The sequence below is a fragment of the Parafilimonas terrae genome (assembly GCF_900115755.1).
Taxonomy (GTDB): Bacteria; Bacteroidota; Bacteroidia; order Chitinophagales; family Chitinophagaceae; genus Parafilimonas; species Parafilimonas terrae.
Genome location: NZ_FOXQ01000003.1, coordinates 265,618 through 289,380 on the forward strand (window position 1 = coordinate 265,618; position 23,763 = coordinate 289,380).

Genomic DNA, 23,763 nt, shown 5'->3' on the forward strand with positions numbered 1-23,763 from the left:
ATGTGGTGAAGGTGGGGGTGGAATATGAATTACTTGTTTCTAATAAACAAGTAATGTTAGAAAACGTTCAATAATTTCAGTATATAATTATATTGCGCCATTGCATTACGCCAAAATAATTATATGAATTCTGTAACTCTTTTCCAGCCACATATCAGCGATATTTTAAAAGATTCCAATTACAAACTCACCCAATTTGAAGATGATGAAATTGAAGCCTTCAATAAATTGGTTGTTTTCAGAGAAACAAAAAACAAATCTGTTCCATACATAAAATGCATTGTGCGTGAAAAAGAAATTCGGTTAACGCCTGAAGAAATTGTTCGTCAATTATTCATTCGTAAGTTGATGAAGCGGTATGATTATCCTGTAAAACGCATGGCGCTTGAATATCCTGTAAACTTTGGCAGAGAAGTAAAGCGTGCCGATATTGTTGTGTTTGATAAAGATCGCCCCAATGTTCCTTACATTATTGTTGAAATAAAAAAACCCAAACTAAAAGATGGTAAAGAACAATTGCGCAGTTATTGCAATGCAACCGGAGCGCCGATGGGTGTTTGGAGTAATGGTGATTCTATTTCTTTTTATCATCGCAGAGACCCGAATTATTTTGAAGACATAACAGATATTCCTTCTGCAACGCAAAAGCTCAGTGATATTTTGAATGAGCGTTTTTCTATTGATGACTTAATTAAAAAAGATAAACTCGTTAATGAAAAAAAATCGCTGAAAGATTTGATTTTGGAAATGGAAGATGAGGTTTTGGCAAATGCAGGTGTTGATGTGTTTGAAGAAGTTTTCAAACTCGTGTTTATTAAATTATATGATGAGCTTGCATCTGTAAGAAACCGTTCGAGATATTTAGAGTTTAGAAATACGGGACAAACAGAAACAGAACTCAAACAAAAAATTCAGTTGCTTTTTGATAAAGCAAAGAAACAATGGGAAGGTGTTTTTTCTGATGATGCACAAATCATGCTTTCGCTTTCTCACCTGCCTGTTTGCGTGGCTTCACTTCAAAACATAAAACTATTTAACTCGAATCTTGAAGTGGTTGATGAAGCTTTTGAATATCTCATCAACAAAAGCAGCAAAGGAGAAAAAGGTCAATACTTTACGCCGCGATATGTAATTGATATGTGTGTGAAAATGCTCGACCCGAAAGAGCATGAATATTTAATTGATACGGCAGCGGGCAGCGCAGGTTTTACAGTGCATGGCATTTTTCATGTTTGGAAAAAAATTCATAAAGAATTGAATTTACCGCCGGGTCATTTGTTTACAGCAGAGCAAAAACTTCCGCGTGAACTGGATTATGTGCAGGAAAAAGTTTTTGCAATTGACTTTGATGAAAAATCTGTTCGTGTGGCACGTACATTAAATTTAATTGCAGGCGACGGACAAACAAATGTGCTGCATTTGAATACACTGGATTATGAACGCTGGAATGAAACCGTAAATGAAGAAAGATGGAAAGACACTTATTATAATGGCTGGAAAAAATTTAAACGGCTTGCCGCAGAAAAAGATAATTACAAAAATTTTCAGTTTGATGTGCTGATGGCAAATCCGCCGTTTGCAGGCGATATAAAAGAAAGCCGCATTTTGGCAAAATATGATTTAGGCAAAAAAGAAAATGGCAAGTGGCAAAATGCAGTGGGCAGGGATATTTTATTTATTGAACGCAACCTTGATTTTTTAAAACCCGGCGGCAGAATGGCGATTGTGTTGCCGCAGGGAAGATTTAATAATGCAAGCGATAAATACATTCGCGATTTTATTGCAGCGCATTGCCGCATTCTTGCGGTGGTGGGTCTGCATGGCAACACATTTAAACCGCATACCGGTACAAAAACTTCTGTGTTATTTGTGCAGAAATGGAATGATGATGCGGATGCCGGACCACTTTGCCCGCATGCGGATGATTACAATATTTTCTTTGCTACCATGCGCAAGCCGGGTAAAGACAACAGCGGTGAAAAAATATTTGTAAAGAACCCGAAAGCCAATTTGTTTGGCGCTGAAACAAAAGAAGGTGAAACAGTAAAAGATTTATTAAAGCAGGGTGAATTAGAATTGCAGGAGCCTGAAGAACATTATAACAAATTACCGCAAAGCGATTATTTGTTAGATGAGAACGGGCATTTAATTGTTGACCATGATTTGTTTAACCATGAAGGTTTAACACAAGACGGCATTGCCGAAGCATTTATAGAATTTGCAAAAAAAGAGCGATTAAGTTTTTTTCTATAAGCCCATCTGTTGAGCCGTTTGATGCAGACAAATACAAACGATTGATGGATGGGCTTGAAGCGGTGGAAATAAAGTTGAGTGAGGTGTTATATAATAACGATTTTAAAAGATTAGATTCCGAATTCTTTAAAAAAATATATTTAGAAACAGAAAAAAAATTACACCAATTAAATACAGATAATTTAATTGACATCATAGATTTTATAACTGATGGTAAGCATGGTGGTGTAGATTTTAAAGATGACGGCGTTTTATTCCTTAGAAATACAAACATTAAATCTGATTTTATTGATTTAAATGACAAACGATTTATTTCTCAAGAAGAAAGTAATGAAACAAAACGTGCTGAGCTTAATGAAGGTGATGTTCTAATAACTACAATTGGTAGTATAGTAGGTGAATCAGTTGTTATACCTTCAGATTTTCCAAAAGCAACAATTAATCAAAACCTCGTCAAAGTCGTACCAAATAAAAAATCAACATCACCTTATCTTTCTTCATTTATTAATTGTAAGTATGGAAATAGCCAGATATATAGAATGGCTGTAGGAAATATTTGGTTTCTTGTAAATTATCCTAATCTTAAAAAGCTAATAGTTCCTTCATTTTCTGAAAAATTTTATAAAGCGATTTTTGATTTACATAAATCAAGTAGAATAATATTACTAAAAAGTGAATCACTTTATCAACAAGCCGAAACAATTCTTCTCTCCGAACTTGGTTTGCAAAACTGGCAACCAACACAAGCCAATACAGAAATAAAAAGTTTTGCAAATTCTTTTTTACAAAGCGGCAGGTTAGATGCAGAATATTACCAACCGAAATTTGATGAGGTTATTGAAAAGATTAAGCAACCTGTGAGGTTTTCAAAACCTCACAGGTTTTATAAACTAAACGACCTCGTAAAAATTAAGAAATCAATAGAGCCGGGCTCTGCTGCTTATATGGATGAAGGCATTCCTTTTATAAGAGTGGCAGATTTATCAAAGTTTGGTTTAACCGAAACAGAAATTCATCTTTCACCAATAAAAGAATTAGAAAATTTATTTCTTAAAAAAGACACAATTCTTTTAAGCAAAGACGGCAGTGTTGGCATTGCATATAAAATGGAAGAAGATATGCAGGCGGTAACATCAGGTGCCATTTTGCATTTAACAATAAAGGAGCAAACCTGTGAGGTTTTTGAAACCTCACAGGTTTTAGCTATAAATCATAAAAAAGTTTTACCTGATTATCTAACGTTAGTTTTAAATTCAACGCTTACACAATTGCAGGCAGAACGAGATGCAGGCGGAAGTATTATTCAGCATTGGCGTTTGAAAGAAATTGAAAACGTTTTAATACCTGTTATTGATTTAGAAAAGCAACAACAAATCGCACAACTTGTTCAGCAATCATTTGCATTAAAAAAACAAAGTCAGCAATTATTACAAACAGCCAAACTTGCTGTAGAAAAAGCAATTGAAGAAAGTGAAGAAGCAGCGATGAAGTTTTTAAACCTGTGAGGTTTCAGAAACCTCACAGGTTTAAGTAATTTTATTCAACTAAGCTTGCTGTATTATGTATAAAGAACCTTTACAACCCGGCAACTTTTATCATATTTATAACCGGGGCAATAACAAAGAAAATATTTTTAAAGAAGAAAAAAATTACGCTTATTTTTTACAGCTATGGAAAAAATATATTGTAGCTGTTGCAGATACTTATTGTTATACATTACTTCCTAACCACTTTCATTTTCTTTTATACACAAAAGAAAATGCTGATGCGAAAATATTGTCGCAGGCATTTAGCAATATGTTCAATGCTTATACTAAAACCATTAATAAAGTTTATCAGCGAACAGGCAGTTTATTTCAGGAAAGATTTGGAAGAAAAAAAATTACAGATGAAAGCTATTATACCACTATTATTTTTTACATCCATGCTAATCCGCAAAAGCATGGACTAACAAAAGATTTTACGGAATACACACATTCATCTTATCAAAGTTTGTTAAGTGAAAAGCCAACCCTATTAAACAGACAAAAAGTATTTGAGTGGTTTGGTAATAAAAAAGGGTTTGTTCATCTTCATTTAACTAATAAAAATCTGTCAGACAACTTTCCATTAAACCTGTGAGGTTTTTCAAACCTCACAGGTTTGTAACGCTAATTATTTTATGTCATCGCCGAATGAAAACTGGTACAGCCATTTTGTAGCGCAAAGCCGCAACGCTAATATTTATACGCTTATTCATCATTATCTTACACCAGGCTGGAATCCTAATCACGAACTGGATTTTGTAACAGTGCGTCGCAGTCAGTTGCCCGCATCATTACAACAAATTCCGCCTGACCATCTTTCCAAAAAATTGAAACAAAAAGAATATTGCTTTCCGGGCAATGATTATATTTTATTACACAACTATAAGCTCACAGAATATTTGTATTACGCCAAATGGGCAACGATAACAGAAGATTCGAAAGGCCGTGAATTTATAGAATTACGTTACGACTGGACAGATGAGGCACAGCATTATTTCAATTACCCTTTGGCATATTATGGCAAAATGCAGCCGCAAAAGCCAAAGCCCGAAATACTTGCTATACAAACAAAGCCACCGGAAAGTGAAGAAGAAGCCGCACTTTTAAAAGCTTATGACCTTTTACAAAAAGGAATACAAAAAGAAGAAGCGCTGCAATATGCACAAACCGGTGAAGCTTTTTTAGATAAGCAGCATATTGCCATTACTGAAAATAGTGCAGAACCTCTGCAGCAGTTAGCACGAAGAATGATGGGCTATAATATTGTTGCGATGGTATATGCATGGAATGATAGAATTGATGATGCAGCAGCTGTTGATGTGTTATATATTTTCCATCCCCCACTGTGGGATTACCTGGAAGATTACATCCGCCCTTATCTTGAAATGCTGATGGTAAAAAAAAGGGAGGATTACCTGCATTATTTATTTAAGGATAAAGATTTCCGAAAAAGGTTTTTAAGCCATTACGAAGCTTACGTTTCCTTGTTTGTTAATGATGCATACGAATTAACAAGTGTGGGCGCAGCGATTGATATTATTAACCGGATAAATAACACATCGGATGCTTATAAATGATTTTCGTTCTTATTGCTATGAGGGGGTCGAGTAAAGTTTTAAAAAAGCCAGCAATTATTACAAACAGCAAAGCTTGCTGTAGAAAAAGCAATAGAAGAAAGTGAAGGAGCGGCGATGGAGTTTATAAAAAATAATTAAGCATGGGAATTGACAATGCACATATTTTTAATCACAACATAAAATTTACTACGGCAAATGAATTAACTGCGGAGTTAAGCAAAAGAACAGGGCTGCCTGTATTTAACGATATATATGATGCAAATGGAAAATGCGTAAAAGAAGTGCCTGATGATTACCTCGGTTTAACCATACCTACAGATAACTCGCAAACGCTGCAAGATTATATTGACAAAAAAACGCTGCTTGAATTTCACAATAAAACAAAAGAACATTGGACTGAAGTTTTTTGCATAAATCATTTTGTAATGGATGATTTGCCTGACATTTATTTGGGAAGATGGAATGATACTGCAGACATGTGCAGGCTTATACGTAAATATGGTTTGCATTCTCTTGAAGAATACAAACAACAAAATTTGCATTTGCAAGTTGGCATTATGAATGGACCTTACATTTTAGAATACAGAAAAAGGGCACCTGCTGAAATGAAAAAATTTGGAGCGACACAAATGCTTACTTTTTTGTTCTGACTACCACGATGAATTTATTGAACACATAGAACAGAACCGGATATTTGATGATTTTATAACTTGGGGTAAAAAAGAATTTATTTTCGTTGAGTTCAGCAACTTGCCTTTTTTTGATTTTCCTGAAAACAAGCCGGATTATTATAATGTGATGATACTGGATAATTTCCAAGATTTAAATTAATTCCTATTGCATGAACAATTCAATAAACCGCAAAACTTGTTGTAGAAAAAGCAATAGAAGAAAGCGAAGAAGCGGCGATGAAATTTTAAACGGCAATTACTTTATAGGTTGTAAGAACCAAAAAACTATGTGCAAAATTGAGAATAAGACCTTGCAGTAGGAAAATGGACAAAAACAAAAAAGCCTCTCAGTTTCCTGAAAGGCTTTTTAATAAATACGGCAGCTACCTACTCTCCCGCATTTCTGTGCAGTACCATCGGCCATGAGGGGCTTAACTTCTCTGTTCGGTATGGGAAGAGGTGAACACCCTCGGCAAAACCACCATAAAAAGGTAGTGATTAGCTGTGAAATTGATTTGCTGATTGGTAAGTCCTGATCAACTATTCAACTAAGCAACTTATCAACTGAATAATGTCATATTGGAAAAGCTTTCATCACTGGAGAACTAAATATTTTTCGGAAAAACCAAAAAAATAAAATTAAAGCTTACGGGCAATTAGTACTACTCGGCTTTGTTATTGCTAACTTTAGACCTGTAGCCTATCAACGTTATCGTCTATAACGACCCTTAAAAGTAAACTCATCTTGAGGAAGGTTTCACGCTTAGATGCTTTCAGCGTTTATCCTGACTGTACATAGCTACTCTGCATTGCACCTGGCGGCACAACAGATACACCAGCGGTACATGCGACCCGGTCCTCTCGTACTAAGGTCACGTCCTCTCAATTTACTAGCGCCCACCACAGATAGGGACCGAACTGTCTTGCGACGTTCTGAACCCAGTTCACGTGCCACTTTAATCGGCGAACAGCCGAACCCTTGGGACCTTCTCCAGCCCCAGGATGTGACGAACCGACATCGAGGTGCCAAACCTTACCGTCGATATGAGCTCTTGGGTAAGATCAGCCTGTTATCCCCGGAGTACCTTTTATCCTTTGAGCGATGGCCCTTCCATGCAGAACCACCGGATCACTTTAGCCTGCTTTCGCACCTGCTCGGCCTGTATGCCTCACAGTCAAGCACCCTTATACTAATGCGCTCTATGTACGATTACCAACCGTACTGAGGGTACCTTTGCAAGCCTCCGTTACTTTTTAGGAGGCGACCACCCCAGTCAAACTACCCACCATGCAATGTCCCCAATAAATGGGTTAGGTTCTAAGCAAACGAAGGTTGGTATTTCAACGTTGACTCCACAATGCCTGGCGACACTGCTTCGAAGTCTCCCAACTATCCTACACATCGGTTGCTCAAAATCAATGCAAAGTTGTAGTGAAGGTTCACGGGGTCTTTCCGTCCCGTGGCGGGTAACCGGCATCTTCACCGATACTACAATTTCACCGGGCTCGTGGAGGAGACAGTGTTCAACTCATTAGACCATTCGTGCAGGTCGGAACTTACCCGACAAGGAATTTCGCTACCTTAGGACCGTTATAGTTACGGCCGCCGTTTACCGGGGCTTCAGTCAGGAGCTTTGTATTGCTACGAACACCCTTCCTTAACCTTCCGGCACCGGGCAGGTTTCAGGCTCTATACGTCATCTTTCGATTTTGCAGGGCCCTGTGTTTTTGTTAAACAGTTGGTTGAACCATTTTACTGTGACCGCATCGCTGCGGTACGCTTTATCCCGAAGTTACAGCGTTAATTTGCCTAGTTCCTTCTCCACGGCTCACCCGAGCGCCTTAGAATATTCATCCCGTCTACCTGTGTCGGTTTGCGGTACTGGCCGCTATACTCGCTTTTCTTGGAAGCACTTTTACCACTACGCCTCACCCGAAGGATCCGCTCAGCTATTCCGTCAGCTTATGTGGCTAGCATGCTCCGTCACTTTTAATGTATAGCAGGTGCTGGAATATTAACCAGCTTTCCATCAGATGCCCCTTTCGGGTTTTCCTAAGGACCAGACTAACCCTGATCCGATTAACGTTGATCAGGAACCCTTAGACTTTCGGCGATGGAGTTTTTCACTCCATTTATCGTTACTTATACCTACATTTTCTTTTGAAATCGCTCCAGCATACATCGCCATACGCCTTCAATGCAGATTTCAATGCTCCCCTACCGATTGATAAATCAATCTTAGAACTTCGGTTCATGGTTTGATACCCGATCATTTTCCGTGCAAGACCTCTCGACCAGTGAGCTGTTACGCACTCTTTAAATGAATTGCTGCTTCCAAGCAAACATCCTGGCTGTTATAGAAGTCTCACCTCGTTTGATTAACTTAACCATGTATTAGGGACCTTAGTTGCTAATCTGGGTTATTTCCCTCTCGGCCACGGACCTTAGCGCCCGCAGCCTCACTCCCGGAGATATATGATAGTATTCGGAGTTTGTCAGGGTTTGGTAGGCGGTGAAGCCCCCTAGCCCAATCAGTAGCTCTACCTCTATCATACTTCTAAATCCTTACGGATAATCCGAGGCTGTTCCTAAAAACATTTCGGGGAGAACGAGCTATCTCTCAGTTTGATTGGCCTTTCACCCCTATCCACAGGTCATCCCAGAACTTTTCAACGTTAACGGGTTCGGTCCTCCAGTAGATGTTACTCCACCTTCAACCTGCCCATGGATAGATCACAAAGTTTCGCGTCTGCCCCCACTGACTAAGCGCCCTGTTTGGACTCGCTTTCGCTACGGCTCCGTTATTTAAGAACTTAACCTTGCCAGTGAGGAGCAACTCGTAGGTTCATTATGCAAAAGGCACGCCGTCATCCGTACATTGCTGCAGGACTCCGACCGCTTGTAGGCACACGGTTTCAGGTACTATTTCACTCCCTTATTTAGGGTGCTTTTCACCTTTCCCTTACGGTACTGGTTCACTATCGGTGTCTGAGGAGTATTTAGCCTTACCAGATGGTGCTGGCAGATTCATGCAGAATTCCTCCGGTTCCGCACTACTCAGGATACTGCTCGTCCTCATCAATTTACGCCTACGCGGTTATCACGCTCTATGACTTAACTTTCCAGAAAATTCAGCTTGATGATGATTTCTAAATGCAGTCCTACAACCCTTAACCGGCACGCCGGTTAAGTTTAGGCTCTTCCCTGTTCGCTCGCCACTACTTAGGGAATCATTAGTTTATTTTCTTTTCCTCCGCCTACTTAGATGTTTCAGTTCAGCGGGTTGGCTCTCTTTCGAGTGATATACCTTCAGTATATCAGGTTGTCCCATTCGGAAATCTAAGGATGTAACGCTTGTGTGCAGCTCCCCTTAGCTTATCGCAGCTTACCACGTCCTTCATCGCCTCTCAGACCCAAGGCATCCACCATGTGCCCTTATTAGCTTTAAAAATTTTGAAATTGTAGTGATGTTACCACCACTATTATTGATTTTTAGTTACTCTCTTTTTGTGAGATTGCTTTCCCAATATGTCAAAGAACTCTGACCTGGATTTATCTGATAATTCAGATTAACCTGATCCTGTGATGTAAGTGGCTTTGAACCGCTTAACCGCCTTTACGGTTACATCTTAATTATAAAGAACTTATTTGTGGAGGATATCGGATTCGAACCGATGACCCCTAGCTTGCAAAGCTAGTGCTCTAGCCAGCTGAGCTAATCCCCCGGCTTTTTTAGCACCGAGCATTTAGCTTCGAGCTTCGAGCAAAGCTCATAGCTCACAGCTCACAGCTCACAGCTATGATTTAGTAGACCCGACCAGAGTTGAACTGGTGACCTCTACATTATCAGTGTAGCGCTCTAACCAACTGAGCTACGGGTCTGAATCTGGATCGGGATAATTTATAAAAAGATCTTATAAGAAACATTGAAAAAGATGAAAGTAACAGAGCAGGTAAAGCGAGCTCTAAAAAGGAGGTATTCCAGCCGCACCTTCCGGTACGGCTACCTTGTTACGACTTAGCCCCAGTCACCGATTTTACCCTAGGCAGCTCCTTGCGGTTACCGACTTTAGGTACACCCGGCTCCCATGGCTTGACGGGCGGTGTGTGCAAGGTCCGGGAACGTATTCACCGTATCATTGCTGATATACGATTACTAGCGATTCCAGCTTCATGCAGGCGAGTTGCAGCCTGCAATCTGAACTGAGATAACTTTTTTGGGATTAGCTCCTTGTTGCCAAGTGGCAGCCCTTTGTAGTTACCATTGTAGCACGTGTGTAGCCCTGGGCATAAAGGCCATGATGACTTGACATCATCCCCTCCTTCCTCACGCCTTACGGCGGCAGTTTCATTAGAGTTCCCAGCATTACCTGATGGCAACTAATGATAGGGGTTGCGCTCGTTGCGGGACTTAACCCAACACCTCACGGCACGAGCTGACGACAGCCATGCAGCACCTTACGATCTGTGTATTGCTACAAAACCGGCTTTCACCGGCGGTCAAACCGCATTCTAGCCCAGGTAAGGTTCCTCGCGTATCATCGAATTAAACCACATGCTCCACCGCTTGTGCGGACCCCCGCCAATTCCTTTGAGTTTCAACCTTGCGGTCGTACTTCCCAGGTGGATTACTTAATGCTTTCGCTCAGACACACACAGTGTATCGCGTATGTCGAGTAATCATCGTTTAGGGCGTGGACTACCAGGGTATCTAATCCTGTTTGATCCCCACGCTTTCGTGCATGAGCGTCAATATCTGCGTAGTAAGCTGCCTTCGCAATAGGTGTTCTATGTCATATCTAAGCATTTCACCGCTACATGACATATTCCGCTTACCTCCACAGCATTCAAGATATATAGTATCAACGGCAATTTTCAGGTTAAGCCTAAAGATTTCACCACTGACTTACATATCCGCCTGCGCACCCTTTAAACCCAGTAAATCCGGATAACGCTTGCACCCTCCGTATTACCGCGGCTGCTGGCACGGAGTTAGCCGGTGCTTATTCATCTGGTACCGTCAGACGATCTAGAAAGATCTTTTTTCGTCCCAAATAAAAGAAGTTTACAATCCAGAGGACCTTCATCCTCCACGCGGCATGGCTGGTTCAGACTTGCGTCCATTGACCAATATTCCTTACTGCTGCCTCCCGTAGGAGTCGGGCCCGTGTCTCAGTGCCCGTGTGACTGGTCGCGCTCTCACGCCAGTTACTGATCGAAGGCTTGGTGGGCCGTTACCCCGCCAACTACCTAATCAGGCGCACAGCCATCTTCAAGTGATAAATCTTTAAAATTAAAAAGATGCCTTTCTAATTTACTATGGGGTATTAATCCGGATTTCTCCGGGCTATTCCCCGCTCGAAGGAAGGTTCTGTACGTGTTCCGCACCCGTTTGCCGGTCGCCATCAAGTATTGCTACCCATGCTGCCCCTCGACTTGCATGTATTAAGCCTGCCGCTAGCGTTCATCCTGAGCCAGGATCAAACTCTCCATTGTAAAAGATTTGATCTGACTATTAAATTCTCTTCAGAAAATTAACGTCGGATATAATTTGTTGTTACGCTGTTACCTTACCAATAAACATTGCTATTTATTAGTACTGTTACTTTCCATCTTTTCAAAGATCTTAACCTTAACTCCTTACGGAATTTAAAGATTGTAATGCATTATGGATTTGAACCATTTTGCAGCCTGGCTACTGCTTACATTTTTACGTTTAAAGAACTTTTATTTTAACCCGTTTTTGATTGGGGTTGCAAAAGTAAGAGCCGTTTTGATTCGTTCCAAAATTTTATTAGAAAATTTTGAACTTTTTTTGTTTGTTGCCCTTACTGATTTATGAGAAAAAACTGATTGATTTTCAAAGGATTGCAAAGGTAAAAGCTTTTAATTTACTATTCAAATTTTCTTTTGCTTTTTTCTTTCAATTTATCGCCTTTTCTATCAATGATCTTAAGCTTTTTTCGAAGCGGGGTGCAAAGATAATCAACTCTCATTTACTATTCAAATCTTTTAACCCTTTTCTTTGGTCTTTAACGTTTTCTATTCAATGAACTCTTGCTTTTTTTGAAGCGGGGTGCAAAGATAGCAGTGTTTAAATAACCAGCAAATTCTTTTACTTTTTTCTTTAGCCTTTAACGTTTTCTATTCAATGAACTCTTGCTTTTTTGAAGCGGGGTGCAAAAGTAGGGATGTGTACGTAACACACAAAATGTTTTTTTAAATAAAGGCTACTATTTTGAATAAACTTTATTTCAATCTTTTGCCCGGCCTTCAAAATCAGTCATTACAGATACGCCATTCGCTCATCTCCAGGCAATATTATAATGATAGTTCTATTACCATATTTATTTAGAAAGGCATAACAGATTATAAATGTAAAATTCAATTGAAATATTGATAAACAATCCGGATATGTGCAGATATAATAAAAAAGCCGTTACAAAAACGGCTTAAATTATAAAGGGTTTAGAATAGTTTTATTTGATTTAATTCTCTTAAGAGGGCAGGTCGAAAAAAGGTGATACAAATATTAGCATTATAAGCTATCCTGCAATATTCAATCTATTAAGTGTCCGGCTTTGGCCAATAAGTGTTATCACTAAATTGATAAGTGTAATTAATCATCAGGATTAAAAAGGCTTAAAAAATCATTCTTGCGACGGAAAGCAAGAGGTATTTCGGTCTTATCCTTCATTTCTATAATTCCACCCTTTCCTTTATGATACTTCACTATGTAATTTATATTGATAAGGTGTGAATGATGTGCCCTGAAAAATATATCTGGCGAAAGGACATCTTCAAATTCCTTTAAGGTTTTTGAAGCGGTATGAGATTTTCCATCTTCCATGTAAAAGATCGTATAATTGCCTTTGGCTTCACACCTCACTATATCTTGTACAGGGATTACGTAAAACCCGAAGGAAGTTGGCAATGTTATAGTAGCAGTATTTTTCGGCGTTGAAAAGTTTTTTAGCAATATTTCTATTTGGCGTGAAGTGTTTTGTGCATTAATTTTCTCTGCAGATTTATTTACCGCTGCAATAAGCTCTTTTATATTAACCGGCTTAAACAAATAATCAAGAGCTGCATATTTTATAGCTTTCAAAAGATAGCTGTCATAAGCTGTTACAAAGATGATATTAAATTTTACCGGTTGCAGAATATCCAATAACTGAAATGCATTGCCACCGCTTATTTCTATGTCCAGGAAAACGAGGTCAGGGTTATTCGCTGAAATTAAATTAACCGCTGCTTCTACAGTATTTGCATCCCCGCTAATATTTACCTGCGGGCAGTACATATCCAGCATTTTTTTTAGCAGTACAATATTCTTTGGTTCATCTTCAACTATTACAGCGTTAATTGTTTTGTTCGTCATAATCAAGTGGGAATTTTATTATAACGCGGGTGCCTGTGGCATGCTGTTCATCAATATCTTCAATAGCAACCGTTATATCAGAATTATAAATATTATTGAGGCTTTCAATCCGGTTTTTAACCAGTTCCATTCCTTTTGATTCATACACCGGGTTTACATTCTTTTTTAATTGAATAGCTTTTGCACGGCCTATACCATTATCTTCTACCATACAGTAAAGGGCATTTATATCTTTGAAAAAATGAACAAGGATTTTCCCTCTCCCCTTTTTTAAATTCAACACGCCATGCCTTATGCTGTTTTCAACAAAAGGCTGAATGAGCAATGGCGGCAAAAGCATATTCCTTTCTGTATTTTCTTCTATAGTAATCGTAAAATTAAAACAGTGCTCGTACTTTTTTTGTTCCAACCCAAGATATGCCCCGAGGTACATTATTTCTTCAGCAAGCGTAATAAATTTTTTCCCCGACATATCTAACGTTTGCCTTACCAATAAAGAGAAATCTGTTATGTATTCATTAGCTTCTGCAACGTTACCTGAAAATACGTATTGCTGAATTGAGTTAATACTGTTGAAAATGAAATGCGGGTTCATTTGTGCTTTTAAGGCCATTTGTTCAAGCTCATTAATTCGTTTTTCACGTAAAAGATTTTCATCTGCCTTTCTTCGCACTGACCTTATTCTTGCCCTTGCCACTAACCACATTAACGTTACTAAAATAAGCAACAATAATACCTGCACCCATAATAACTGCCAATAATGTTTTGCTTTGGTAAAATGAACGGTCAGCATATTACTTTTTACGCCGTATTTATTTACTGCATACATATTTAATGCATACTCACCGGGGTAAAGCGATGGAAATTCTAATACATTCTGCCTGGTTGACTGCCATTCATCACTCAATCCATTTAGCTGATAGTAATAAGTAATATCACCTGCCGAGACAAAGGATATACCTGCATATTCAAATCGTAAAAGATTATCACGGCTGGAAAGATGAATGCTGTCCTGCTTAGCATACCAGTTAGCTTCATTAGATTGGATATTCAGCAGTTTTAAATTACAAATAGATTTCTGTAAAGCAGTATTTGCATTAAAAAATGTAAGGCCGTAAGGCGTTCCTGCAAATACAGAATCACCGGAGGCATAAATACAATTAATTATTTCACAATCGAGGCCATCAGCGGCGGTATAATTGGTAATTTTAAAAGGGTACTTTGAAATATCGACCCTGCTAATGCCTTTATCTGTTCCAACCCAAAGATAATTTTTATAAATATATAAGCACCTGCATGAATTGCTTGTTAATCCAAATTTATTTGTTACCTGATAAATTATTTTATCATTTCTAAGGGTAATTATTCCATTATTTTCTGTTGCTACCCACAAATCACCATTTGAAGCTTTAACTATTTTAATAATCTTGTCTCGCAATCTCAGAGCATCATCTCCCAAATTAAAAAAGGCATGACTAAACTTGTTTTTTATATACAGGCCGTTTAAAGTTCCAATGTAATAATTCTTTTCCGTTTCATAAATGCAAGTAGTCCGGCTATTCCAAATTGCATTACTTACACTTAGATTTTTTAATGATGATTTAAATACACCTCTATCTGTAGCTGTGAGAAACGAGTCCGTATCAATAAAAATATCCTTAATAGCTATATCTCCCAAATGACCTAAATCTTTGCCATTATTCAAAACAAAAAGGCCTATGTCACTGCCCAATATCAATTCCCTGTTATTCAAAATCTCAATCAACAAAATTTTACTAATATTATAGTTTGTTTCAACTTTTATTTCATGTAATTTATTAGCTGTTAAATACCACAAAGAGCCTGCACTGCCGATAAATAGTCGATCATTGTTGTTGCCAACAGCATAAACAGGCATCTGTTTGCCATTTTCTAATGTTTTATAAACTTTAACTTTGGTCGATGACAAACGATATACTCCCTCGGTCATAGTGCCAAACCATAAATTATTTTCATGATCTTTAAAGCATTTATTTACAGTTTGGTTCGTTAGAAAACTATCAACTACTTTTTTTTGATAGATATCAAAAATCAGGGTTTTATAAAAAGTTGAGATTGCAAAAGTTTTATTATCTATATAAGACACTGTACGGAAATGAGCCGGCACTTTAAGGTCAAAATGTTCGTTTGTTTCTTTATTATTTATTTTAAAATATGGTCCATTTCTTATAACGGTATATTCAGCGTTTATTTCAAATGTATTTCTTGCGAAATTGTAATTGTATAATGAGTCTTGGTATGTAAAAGCTCCATTTTCATATCTGTAAATTGACGCATGCTGCATTGGCCAATTTTTAAGATTAATATACAGATTGCATTTCCCTTCTTTATCTATATTACACATTTGATTTATAAAATGCTGCCCTTCCACACTATTTATTTCTGTAAGTGTATCTTTTATTGAAAGAATATGCAGCCGCTCGGTTTCTATAAAAAAAATATTCCCGTATTTATCTTCACAGGCCCTGAAAATTTCATTCTTTATATTGAATTTCTTTAAAAGGGGATCATTGGATTCATTATGAATTTTACCTTGATAATAATAATATATTGAATTTTTAAAAGGAAATATCCAAACCCTGTTTTTAGAATCTGCAAATACATATATAATATCATTATCAAACAGGCCGTCACTAACGGTAAAATTTTTAAAATTTTCACCATCAAATCTGCTGAGACCAGTTTCGGTTCCAAACCACAAAAAGCCATCCTTATCTTGAGCAATGCTATATACATTTATTCCACTCAAGCCATCCTTCACATCATAATGATAATAATTATATTCCTGGGCATTTGTTTTTACAGTAGCCAGGAACAACCAAATAAATGCAAGCAATACTGTTATTTTATTCATCCAACTGAAGAATTGCATTCAAATATATATCTTTAACCGCTTAAGATTTCAGGCTCAAATTCAAGATGTATGATTGTTGGAAATGGAATGCTTGCGAACCGGTTTTCAAATTACAAATATGATAAAGGCAAAATAATTTTCGCTTCAGGCGTTTCAAACTCCGGAAATTTAAAAGAAGAAAATTTTCAGAGAGAACTAAAATTATTGAATGAAACAATTGATACCAATCCCGGCAAACAAATTGTTTATTTCAGCACCTGCAGTATTTATGATGATGATTTAAAATCTTCACCGTATGTCTTGCATAAAATTTCTGCAGAAAACCTCATTAAAAGAAAGGCGGAAAAATTTCTTATCTGCCGCATATCAAATATTGCAGGCATTTCCAATAATCCTTATACACTATTAAACTATTTCATTTTTAATATTCTTCAACATCACCCATTTACAATTTGGAAAAACGCCTATAGAAATATAATCGGCATTGATGATGTATTTACAATTGCAAACGATATTTTACAGAATGCCCTTTATATAAACAATATTGTAAACATTGCAAACCCATTTAATTATTCTGTATCATTCATAGTAAAAACTATTGAAGAGCACCTTAGTAAAGAAGCTGTTTATACCGAAATTGACCGTGGTGTAAATTATAACATAGACATCTCAGCCATCAGGCTTGTAATAGATAGATGCAACATTCAATTCCCCGACAATTACCTTTCTTTATTATTAAAAAAATATTACCATTCAAAATGACTTATAAAACTGCAGTTATTAAAACTACTGTAGAAAGAATAATAATGTTTCCTTTTGTTTTGTTAGGGAAACTCATGCATCCTTTTTTTTTCATAAAAGAGAAGCATGGGTTCATAATCTTTGCACCTTCAGCCGATATTGGCGGATCGACGCAGGTAAATATAGATTTATGCCTGTGTTTTGCACACAAAAAGCCTTTGGTTATCTTTTCTAAAAAGCCAAAGAACAATCAATACCTGCAGCAGTTTAAAAATACAGGAGCACGCACAATTGATCTGCATCGTTATATTGATAATAAGCTATATCATTTTATAAATTTCTTTTACCGAGGCGTAATTGCAGGCTATATTAATAAAATTGACAAGCCTGTTGTTGTAGGCGGCGAAAGCCTTTTCTTTTATAAAGTGGCGCCCTTTATTAAAAAAGATGCGCTATGTGCAGATATATGCCATCTCAATACATGGTTTAATTATACGCAAGGTTTAATCAAATTTCTTGATGCCAGAATTTTTAGTACAAAAAAGATCATGAAAGATGCAGAAGCAATTTATACAAACAACAATCTCCGCGAAGAATATTTTTCACGGTTACATTTTATAGACAATGCTATTGATATTCCCCCGTATAAAAAAATCAGCAACAAAGTTTTATCTGTTGTATACATTGGCCGGGGCGCACCGCAGAAAAGAGTGTATCTTATTGCGGCTATTGCAAAAAAAATGCACGAATCAAATATGAATATTCATTTTTCTTTTGTGGGTGACGTAGAGAAAATTTTTAACCCGGCAGATTACCCGTTTTGCACGTTCTATGGAAATATTAATGATAAAAATAAGATGGAAGAAGTCTATAATAACTCAGATGTATTATTGCTTACTTCTGCGTATGAGGGGTTACCAATTGTTGTGATGCAAATGATGGCGCATGGCAAAGTAGTGGTTTCAACGGCAGTAGATGCCATTCCTGATTATATTACCGATGAAGAAAATGGTTTCTTACTGATAAATGATCCGGATGAAAATAAAATTGTAACAGAAGGTGTATCTATATTAAGCAAACTTGTAAACAACCCGGCTTTACTTGAAGAAGTTGGCAATAAAAGCAGGCAATATGCAGAAAAACATTTTAGCCGCGAAACGTTTTGTAAAGAATATGCAAGGGTGTTATTTAACAAGTAAAAATTATGATGAGAGTTTTTTATAAATTTTAAAGAAGCTACGATTAAATGAAGACCGGTCAAAAATTTCCGCAATCTTTATCCTGAATATTTTTAAAGGCTGAAAATGTTGCCCTGGAATGAGGGTTTCTGCATATTGTTTACATTTTTCAATAAATTCCTTTACTGCAATTTTTCGATTTGCAACGGGCGTTTTTAATATGCGATGAGAAAGGCTTTCACAATGATAAAGAAGCATTTCTTTTCCATATCTTTCAATAACCATTTTTATTTTCTCGTTTTGTTTTCGTTGAATAAGGAAATTTAAAAATACTTCAAATGCTTTTTGATATTCTTCTCCGTTTGTTGTTTTTGAAATACTATTATGAATTCTATATTTAAAAGTTTTATAGGGAGAAGTAGCTTTAAAGCTTAATAAAGAAATGTCGATCCATAAAGCATAATCTGCAAAAATCAGGTTTGGATATTCCTTACTCAACCCCCCATTTTCATTATAGTCCTTTGAACGCATAAGATACCCCGTTCCTGTACTGTTGATAGTACGGCACATAAAACATGCAAGAAATTCATGAGAAAACTGCTGCTCATCCATAGGCAAACAGTTAGTTATAAACTTCCCGTCTTTATCGACATATTCAAAATGCGTTTGATATAAACTTGCATCTGGATATTGATCAATTAAATCGCTCATGACCTGCAAATAGTTCTTATCAAAGAGATCGTCATGACCTGTCATAGTCATAAATTCATTCTTCGGCACAGCAAGAATTCTCGCCCAGTTTTCTTCAATACTCAATGGCTTTTCAGCAGGAATAATAATAATACGCTCATCAGTCAAAGTCTGAAGCCACTCAGCAGTACCATCAGTACTGCAGTTTTCCAAAATGATCAGGTTAAAATCCTGAAGCGTTTGCGCAAGAATAGATGCTACACATTCTTTAATGTATTCACCACCATTTCTCACAGGTAAAATAAAACTAAAACGCATCACGGCAAAGATGTTTATGTTAAGATAAGGCTTCTTTCAATTTCTTTGTGCTGCCCCAGAAGTGCATGGGCTCATAATCAGTATATGGGTAATAACCGAAGTTTAATTTGATGTTTTTTCCCATTTCATGCAAATAGTTCTCAACAAAATTTTTAACCGATACCGGCTTACCACTGCAACAATTAATTGCACCTTCAACTTTACACTGCAAGGCAAGTTTTACAATAATTTCAGCTACAACCTTAACAGGCAAATAATCCCTTACCTGCTCTCCTCCACTCATATTAAAAATTGTATCGCCATTTTGCAAAGCCCTATCCAACTGGGATAAAAGCGCGTTTGGGTTTTGTCCCTTTCCAAACATATAGAACAGGCGTACCCATTTTAGAGAAAAACTATACTGTTCTTGCAATTGTTCCAGGTATTTCCGCAATTCATCCTTCGCAATAGCATAATTACTTAACGGGAAGGTTTGTAAATCTTCGCTTAAACAGCCTTCCTGCATGCCATACTCAAGGCATGTGCCCGCAACAGTAATATTTTTCAAACCATTCTTAATGAAATTTTCAAGCAAAGCTTTATGTACCGGCAAGTTTATTTCTGTATGAAATAATGCTTTATAATTCGGCAATCCTTCCCATGTAAGATGAATCACAATATCCGGCTGGTTAAAAAATAAAAAGTAATTCGTAAGCGCATCAAATTGCTTAAAGTTAAAAGAAATGTACTGCACATTTTGAAACCAGGTTTGCTGCCTGGCCTTTTCTTCACTTAATGATGTAGCAATTATTTCAACATCATATTTCAACAATTCATTAATTACATAATTGCCTATAAATCCGGTTGCGCCTGTAACCAATATCTTCATTACATAAAACTTAATTCAGGAATAGGAATTACAAATTTTGCACCCCAATCTTTAATATAAGATAATTGCGCAGTTATTTCAGCTTTCAAATTCCATGGGAAAATAATTACATAGTCAGGTTTTTCCTGTTTCAAATGTAACTCATCAACTACCGGAATATGGCTTGCCGGTAAATATTTGTTTTGCTTGTAAGGATTTGCATCAACAACAAAATCAATTAAATCGTTTTTAATTCCACAATAATTCAAAAGCGTATTACCTTTTGCGGCTGCACCATAGGCTGCTACTTTTTTTCCAGCTTCCTTTTTTTCAATCAGAAATTTCGTAAACGCAAGTTTTACATTAAGCGCCTTTTGTTGAAAATCGTTATAATAATTTATATCCAGCATGCTTTTATCTGCTTCTTTTTTAAGCAAGACAGATACATTGTCAGATATTGGTTTGCTATTATCTTCTTTATGTTTTGCATAAATGCGAAGCGAACCGCCATGCGTTGGTATTTCATCCACATCAAACATTTCCAAACCATGCGCCTCAAAAATTTGCTTAACGGTGTGAAAAGACAAATAAGAAAAATGCTCATGATATATTGTATCAAACTGATTATTTCCAACCAACTGCATAAGGTGCGGGAACTCCATTGTAATAACCCCTTGCGGCTTTAGGATTATCTTCATGCCAGCAACAAAATCATTAATATCAGGCACATGGGCCAATACATTATTGCCGAGTAATAAATCTGCCTGAATGCCTTTATGGATAAGCTTTTCAGCTAATTGCTCGCCAAAAAAATCCACAACAGATTGGATGCCCTTTTCTTCGGCAGCTTTAGCAGTATTAGCAGTAGGCTCTATGCCAAGAACAGGAATATTTTTCTGTTTGAAATATTGCAAAAGATAACCATCATTTGATGCTATTTCAATTACCTGTGAATGCTGATTAAAATGAAAACGTTTTGTCATCATTTCAACGTAACGCCTTGAATGTTCCAGCCAGCTTGTTGAAAAAGATGAATAATAAACATAATCGCTGTTGAAAATGGCGCCTGATTTTTTATATTCATCAACCTGCACTAAAAAGCATTTTGAACAAGTATAAACCTTCAAAGGATAAAACACCTCCGGCTCATTCAACTGCTCTTTCGTAAGAAAAGAATTGGAGGCGGGAGAATTAATAAGATCTATGAATATGTGTTCGAGTTCTGTTTTACAAAACCTGCATTGCATAATTAAATTCCTTTAAAATTTTCGCTGAGATAAGGATGCAAATTATCTCTTTCTGAAATTGTTGTTACAGCCAAAGGCCATTGAATATTTATTCTTTTATCATCATATTTAATACCAGCTTCGGCATTGGGTTTATAATATTCTGTATGATGGTAGAGTAATTCACAATCATCACTTAAACACTGAAATCCATGTGCAAAACCCTCCGGTATATACATCATCTTTTTGTTGGCGGCAGAAAGTTCCGTACCGAACCATTGCAGGAAGGTTGATGAGTTTTTCCTGAGATCAACAACAACATCAAATACTAATCCTGCAATACAACGAACCATTTTTATTTCACTAAAAGGTGGCAATTGATAATGCATTCCGCGCAATGAACCTTTCTTATTAGTAAATGAATGATTTATCTGCAGCCATTCTTTTGTATGCCCAATCTGTTTAAATTCATCTTTACAAAAATACCTGGCAAACCAACCTCTTTCATCGCTGTAAGGTTCCAATTCAATAATATAATTGCCTTGTAATTTTGTTTCAGTAAAAATCATAAACTTAAATAATCCTTTATCTGCTGAAATGTATATGCAGCAATTGTTTCAGGAGCTTGCTTATACCAGTTTACCGTCCAGCCTATAGCTTGTTGTGCATTCAATTTTGGCCGCCAGTTCAGTTCCTCCAATGCCCTTTGAATGCTTAATTTCAATAACCCTGCTTCATGCGGAGCTGATGCATCAGAGTTGTCTTCCCATTCTCCGCTTCCCCATGTTTTAATTGCTATTTCAACCAGTTCTTTAACAGTCAAATGATCATCCGGTAATGGTCCGAAATTATAGGCTTTTGAAAATTGCTGCGGTGCATCATTCAGCATTCCTCCCAACAATAAATATCCAACCAATGGTTCAAGCACGTGTTGCCATGGACGAATAGCCCCAGGATTACGTACACTAATTGTATTATCATTTTTTAATGCGCGGATAATATCAGGAATGATGCGATCCTTATTCCAATCGCCTCCGCCAATTACATTGCCTGCTCTTGCACTTGCAATAGTTTTTTGATGTTGTTGATAATTTTGTGAGTTGAAGAATGAATTCCTGAAAGAACTGATTACTAATTCTGCGCAAGCCTTACTTGCTGAATAAGGATCGTAGCCACCCAGCACGTTATCTTCCTCGTATAAGATTGAATTATCTTCCTTGTTTTCGTAAACCTTATCTGTTGTTATAACAACAATAGTACATTTCTTTTTAAGACTGATAAGCGCTTCCAGCAAGTTGGCGGTGCCTGTAACATTAACATCAAATGTTTCTGCCGGAATTTGATAAGAACGCCGCACCAGAGGCTGCGCAGCCAGATGAAAAACATAATCGGGTTCAAAATTTTCAATCTCTTCCTTCAATCTTTGTTTATCCCGTATATCTGCGATAACACTTTGAATGTTCATAAACGGCTCCAGAGTATTATATAAACCATCAATATATTCAGGCTCTAATGCATAGCCTTTGATTTGTGCATTAAGGTTATATAATAATGCACAAAGCCAGGAGCCTTTGAAACCGGTATGGCCTGTTATAAAAACTTTTTTATTATGATAATATTCAGCCGGGCTTTTTACCATGTTTTCCATTTCGCGTTACCTGATTGCCAAAGATTTTCCAATTCAATTTTGTCCCGCAAAGCATCCATAGGTTTCCAGAAGCCGTTATGTTTATAGGCAACCAGTTGTTTGTTATTTGCAAGCGCCTGCATAGGAGCGTCTTCCCACATTACATCATCAATATTTTCAGCATTCAGATAATTAAAAACATCTGGCTTCAAAACAAAAAACCCGCCATTAATCCATTTATTATCTCCTTTTGGCTTTTCTTTAAAATGATCAACAATGCCATTTGCTTCTATTTCCATACTGCCAAACCTTCCTTCCGGCTGCACGGCTGTAACTGTTGCTATTTTATTATGTGATTGATGAAAAGCAAGCAACTCTTTTATGTTTATATCAGCAACGCCGTCGCCATAGGTAAGCATAAAATCTTCATCACCCAGATATTTCTGTACTTTTTTTAAGCGTCCGGCTGTTTTTGTGTGCAGGCCTGTATCAACCAATGTAACCGTAAACGATTCGGCATTGGTGTAATGTACATTTACCTTATTGCTTTCCAGTTCAATCGTTATATCAGAATTATGCAAGTAATATTGCATAAAATATTCTTTAATAAAAAAGCCCTTATAGCCAAGGCAAACCACAAATTCATTAAACCCAAAGCTGTCATAAATTTTCATTATATGCCAGAGAATGGGTTTACCGCCTATTTCAACCATTGGCTTAGGTCTGACATCTGTTTCCTCGGCCAGCCTTGTTCCTAATCCACCTGCAAATATTACAACCTTCATTATTGGTTTTTGTTTGCAAAGTAAACGGATTGAAACAAAAAGATATATT

The 23,763-nt window shown here is 37.0% G+C and carries 15 protein-coding genes, 2 tRNA genes and 3 rRNA genes; 7 read left to right on the top strand and 13 right to left on the bottom strand.

Annotated features, from left to right (window positions below; genetic code table 11):
* Positions 1 to 123 precede the first annotated feature (123 nt).
* From BM015_RS07500 to BM015_RS07520, 5 genes are all read left to right on the top strand, one after another.
* Positions 124 to 2,253, top strand: a complete 2,130-nt coding sequence (locus BM015_RS07500) for a type I restriction-modification system subunit M (protein ID WP_090656905.1) — start codon at positions 124 to 126, stop codon at positions 2,251 to 2,253.
* A gap of 44 nt (positions 2,254 to 2,297) precedes the next feature.
* Complete coding sequence (locus BM015_RS07505) at positions 2,298 to 3,758, top strand: restriction endonuclease subunit S (protein ID WP_218148454.1); 1,461 nt, start codon at positions 2,298 to 2,300, stop codon at positions 3,756 to 3,758.
* Between the two features lie 55 nt (positions 3,759 to 3,813).
* On the top strand, positions 3,814 to 4,374 hold the full coding sequence (locus BM015_RS07510) for a transposase (RefSeq protein WP_090656907.1): 561 nt from the start codon (positions 3,814 to 3,816) through the stop codon (positions 4,372 to 4,374).
* Positions 4,375 to 4,414: 40 nt separating this feature from the next.
* Positions 4,415 to 5,356, top strand: coding sequence for an NOC3 family protein (locus tag BM015_RS07515; protein WP_090656909.1), 942 nt, complete (start codon positions 4,415 to 4,417; stop codon positions 5,354 to 5,356).
* A 140-nt stretch (positions 5,357 to 5,496) separates the two neighbouring features.
* Positions 5,497 to 6,006 carry a hypothetical protein gene (locus tag BM015_RS07520; protein WP_090656914.1) on the top strand — a complete coding sequence of 170 codons (510 nt, stop codon included), beginning with the start codon at positions 5,497 to 5,499 and terminating at the stop codon, positions 6,004 to 6,006.
* Positions 6,007 to 6,401: 395 nt separating this feature from the next.
* Here BM015_RS07520 and rrf read toward each other — a convergent pair.
* The 7 genes from rrf to BM015_RS07560 form a co-directional block, all read right to left on the bottom strand.
* Positions 6,402 to 6,513: ribosomal RNA gene (rrf, locus tag BM015_RS07530) — 5S ribosomal RNA — on the bottom strand.
* Between the two features lie 150 nt (positions 6,514 to 6,663).
* Positions 6,664 to 9,477: ribosomal RNA gene (locus BM015_RS07535) — 23S ribosomal RNA — on the bottom strand.
* 202 nt (positions 9,478 to 9,679) lie between these two features.
* A tRNA-Ala gene (locus BM015_RS07540) sits at positions 9,680 to 9,753 on the bottom strand.
* Between the two features lie 83 nt (positions 9,754 to 9,836).
* Positions 9,837 to 9,910: transfer RNA gene (locus BM015_RS07545), tRNA-Ile, on the bottom strand.
* A gap of 87 nt (positions 9,911 to 9,997) precedes the next feature.
* Positions 9,998 to 11,524: ribosomal RNA gene (locus BM015_RS07550) — 16S ribosomal RNA — on the bottom strand.
* The 16S, 23S and 5S rRNA genes sit together here with 2 tRNA genes alongside, the layout of an rRNA operon.
* 1,123 nt (positions 11,525 to 12,647) lie before the next feature.
* Complete coding sequence (locus BM015_RS07555; RefSeq protein ID WP_090656918.1) at positions 12,648 to 13,409, bottom strand: LytR/AlgR family response regulator transcription factor; 762 nt, start codon at positions 13,407 to 13,409, stop codon at positions 12,648 to 12,650.
* Positions 13,390 to 16,302: a sensor histidine kinase gene (locus BM015_RS07560; protein WP_177191846.1), complete on the bottom strand. Its 2,913-nt coding sequence runs from the start codon at positions 16,300 to 16,302 to the stop codon at positions 13,390 to 13,392. The genes BM015_RS07555 and BM015_RS07560 overlap by 20 nt, the downstream gene beginning before the upstream one ends.
* A gap of 69 nt (positions 16,303 to 16,371) precedes the next feature.
* Between BM015_RS07560 and BM015_RS07565 the strand changes: the two genes are divergently transcribed.
* Complete coding sequence (locus tag BM015_RS07565) at positions 16,372 to 17,064, top strand: NAD-dependent epimerase/dehydratase family protein (RefSeq protein WP_090656922.1); 693 nt, start codon at positions 16,372 to 16,374, stop codon at positions 17,062 to 17,064.
* On the top strand, positions 17,061 to 18,242 hold the full coding sequence (locus BM015_RS07570; RefSeq protein ID WP_177191847.1) for a glycosyltransferase family 4 protein: 1,182 nt from the start codon (positions 17,061 to 17,063) through the stop codon (positions 18,240 to 18,242). Before BM015_RS07565 ends, BM015_RS07570 begins: the two co-directional genes overlap by 4 nt.
* Positions 18,243 to 18,245: 3 nt before the next feature.
* On the opposite strand, the gene BM015_RS07575 is transcribed toward BM015_RS07570, so the two are convergent.
* Genes BM015_RS07575 through rfbF form a run of 6 tightly spaced genes read right to left on the bottom strand, consistent with a single transcriptional unit; the run spans position 18,246 to position 23,714 of the window.
* Positions 18,246 to 19,229, bottom strand: a complete 984-nt coding sequence (locus BM015_RS07575; protein WP_090656926.1) for a glycosyltransferase family 2 protein — start codon at positions 19,227 to 19,229, stop codon at positions 18,246 to 18,248.
* 19 nt (positions 19,230 to 19,248) lie between these two features.
* Positions 19,249 to 20,097, bottom strand: a complete 849-nt coding sequence (locus tag BM015_RS07580; protein WP_090656928.1) for an NAD-dependent epimerase/dehydratase family protein — start codon at positions 20,095 to 20,097, stop codon at positions 19,249 to 19,251.
* Positions 20,097 to 21,323: a class I SAM-dependent methyltransferase gene (locus BM015_RS07585; protein ID WP_090656929.1), complete on the bottom strand. Its 1,227-nt coding sequence runs from the start codon at positions 21,321 to 21,323 to the stop codon at positions 20,097 to 20,099. Before BM015_RS07585 ends, BM015_RS07580 begins: the two co-directional genes overlap by 1 nt.
* A gap of 2 nt (positions 21,324 to 21,325) precedes the next feature.
* Entirely contained in the window at positions 21,326 to 21,871 is a 546-nt protein-coding gene (rfbC, locus tag BM015_RS07590; RefSeq protein WP_090656930.1) for a dTDP-4-dehydrorhamnose 3,5-epimerase, read from the bottom strand.
* Positions 21,868 to 22,950: a CDP-glucose 4,6-dehydratase gene (gene rfbG / locus BM015_RS07595; protein WP_090656932.1), complete on the bottom strand. Its 1,083-nt coding sequence runs from the start codon at positions 22,948 to 22,950 to the stop codon at positions 21,868 to 21,870. The genes rfbC and rfbG overlap by 4 nt, the downstream gene beginning before the upstream one ends.
* Positions 22,935 to 23,714 carry a glucose-1-phosphate cytidylyltransferase gene (gene rfbF / locus BM015_RS07600; RefSeq protein WP_090656934.1) on the bottom strand — a complete coding sequence of 260 codons (780 nt, stop codon included), beginning with the start codon at positions 23,712 to 23,714 and terminating at the stop codon, positions 22,935 to 22,937. The genes rfbG and rfbF overlap by 16 nt, the downstream gene beginning before the upstream one ends.
* Positions 23,715 to 23,763: the final 49 nt, after the last annotated feature.

Bases quoted from the DNA above. Each gene is read 5' to 3' on its own strand.
- BM015_RS07500 (WP_090656905.1), top strand. From the start codon at position 124: ATGAATTCTGTAACTCTTTTCCAGCCACATATCAGCGATATTTTAAAA.
- BM015_RS07505 (WP_218148454.1), top strand. From the start codon at position 2,298: ATGGATGGGCTTGAAGCGGTGGAAATAAAGTTGAGTGAGGTGTTATAT.
- BM015_RS07510 (WP_090656907.1), top strand. From the start codon at position 3,814: ATGTATAAAGAACCTTTACAACCCGGCAACTTTTATCATATTTATAAC.
- BM015_RS07515 (WP_090656909.1), top strand. From the start codon at position 4,415: ATGTCATCGCCGAATGAAAACTGGTACAGCCATTTTGTAGCGCAAAGC.
- BM015_RS07520 (WP_090656914.1), top strand. From the start codon at position 5,497: ATGGGAATTGACAATGCACATATTTTTAATCACAACATAAAATTTACT.
- BM015_RS07555 (WP_090656918.1), bottom strand. From the start codon at position 13,409: ATGACGAACAAAACAATTAACGCTGTAATAGTTGAAGATGAACCAAAG.
- BM015_RS07560 (WP_177191846.1), bottom strand. From the start codon at position 16,302: ATGAATAAAATAACAGTATTGCTTGCATTTATTTGGTTGTTCCTGGCT.
- BM015_RS07565 (WP_090656922.1), top strand. From the start codon at position 16,372: ATGATTGTTGGAAATGGAATGCTTGCGAACCGGTTTTCAAATTACAAA.
- BM015_RS07570 (WP_177191847.1), top strand. From the start codon at position 17,061: ATGACTTATAAAACTGCAGTTATTAAAACTACTGTAGAAAGAATAATA.
- BM015_RS07575 (WP_090656926.1), bottom strand. From the start codon at position 19,229: ATGCGTTTTAGTTTTATTTTACCTGTGAGAAATGGTGGTGAATACATT.
- BM015_RS07580 (WP_090656928.1), bottom strand. From the start codon at position 20,097: ATGAAGATATTGGTTACAGGCGCAACCGGATTTATAGGCAATTATGTA.
- BM015_RS07585 (WP_090656929.1), bottom strand. From the start codon at position 21,323: ATGCAATGCAGGTTTTGTAAAACAGAACTCGAACACATATTCATAGAT.
- rfbC (WP_090656930.1), bottom strand. From the start codon at position 21,871: ATGATTTTTACTGAAACAAAATTACAAGGCAATTATATTATTGAATTG.
- rfbG (WP_090656932.1), bottom strand. From the start codon at position 22,950: ATGGAAAACATGGTAAAAAGCCCGGCTGAATATTATCATAATAAAAAA.
- rfbF (WP_090656934.1), bottom strand. From the start codon at position 23,714: ATGAAGGTTGTAATATTTGCAGGTGGATTAGGAACAAGGCTGGCCGAG.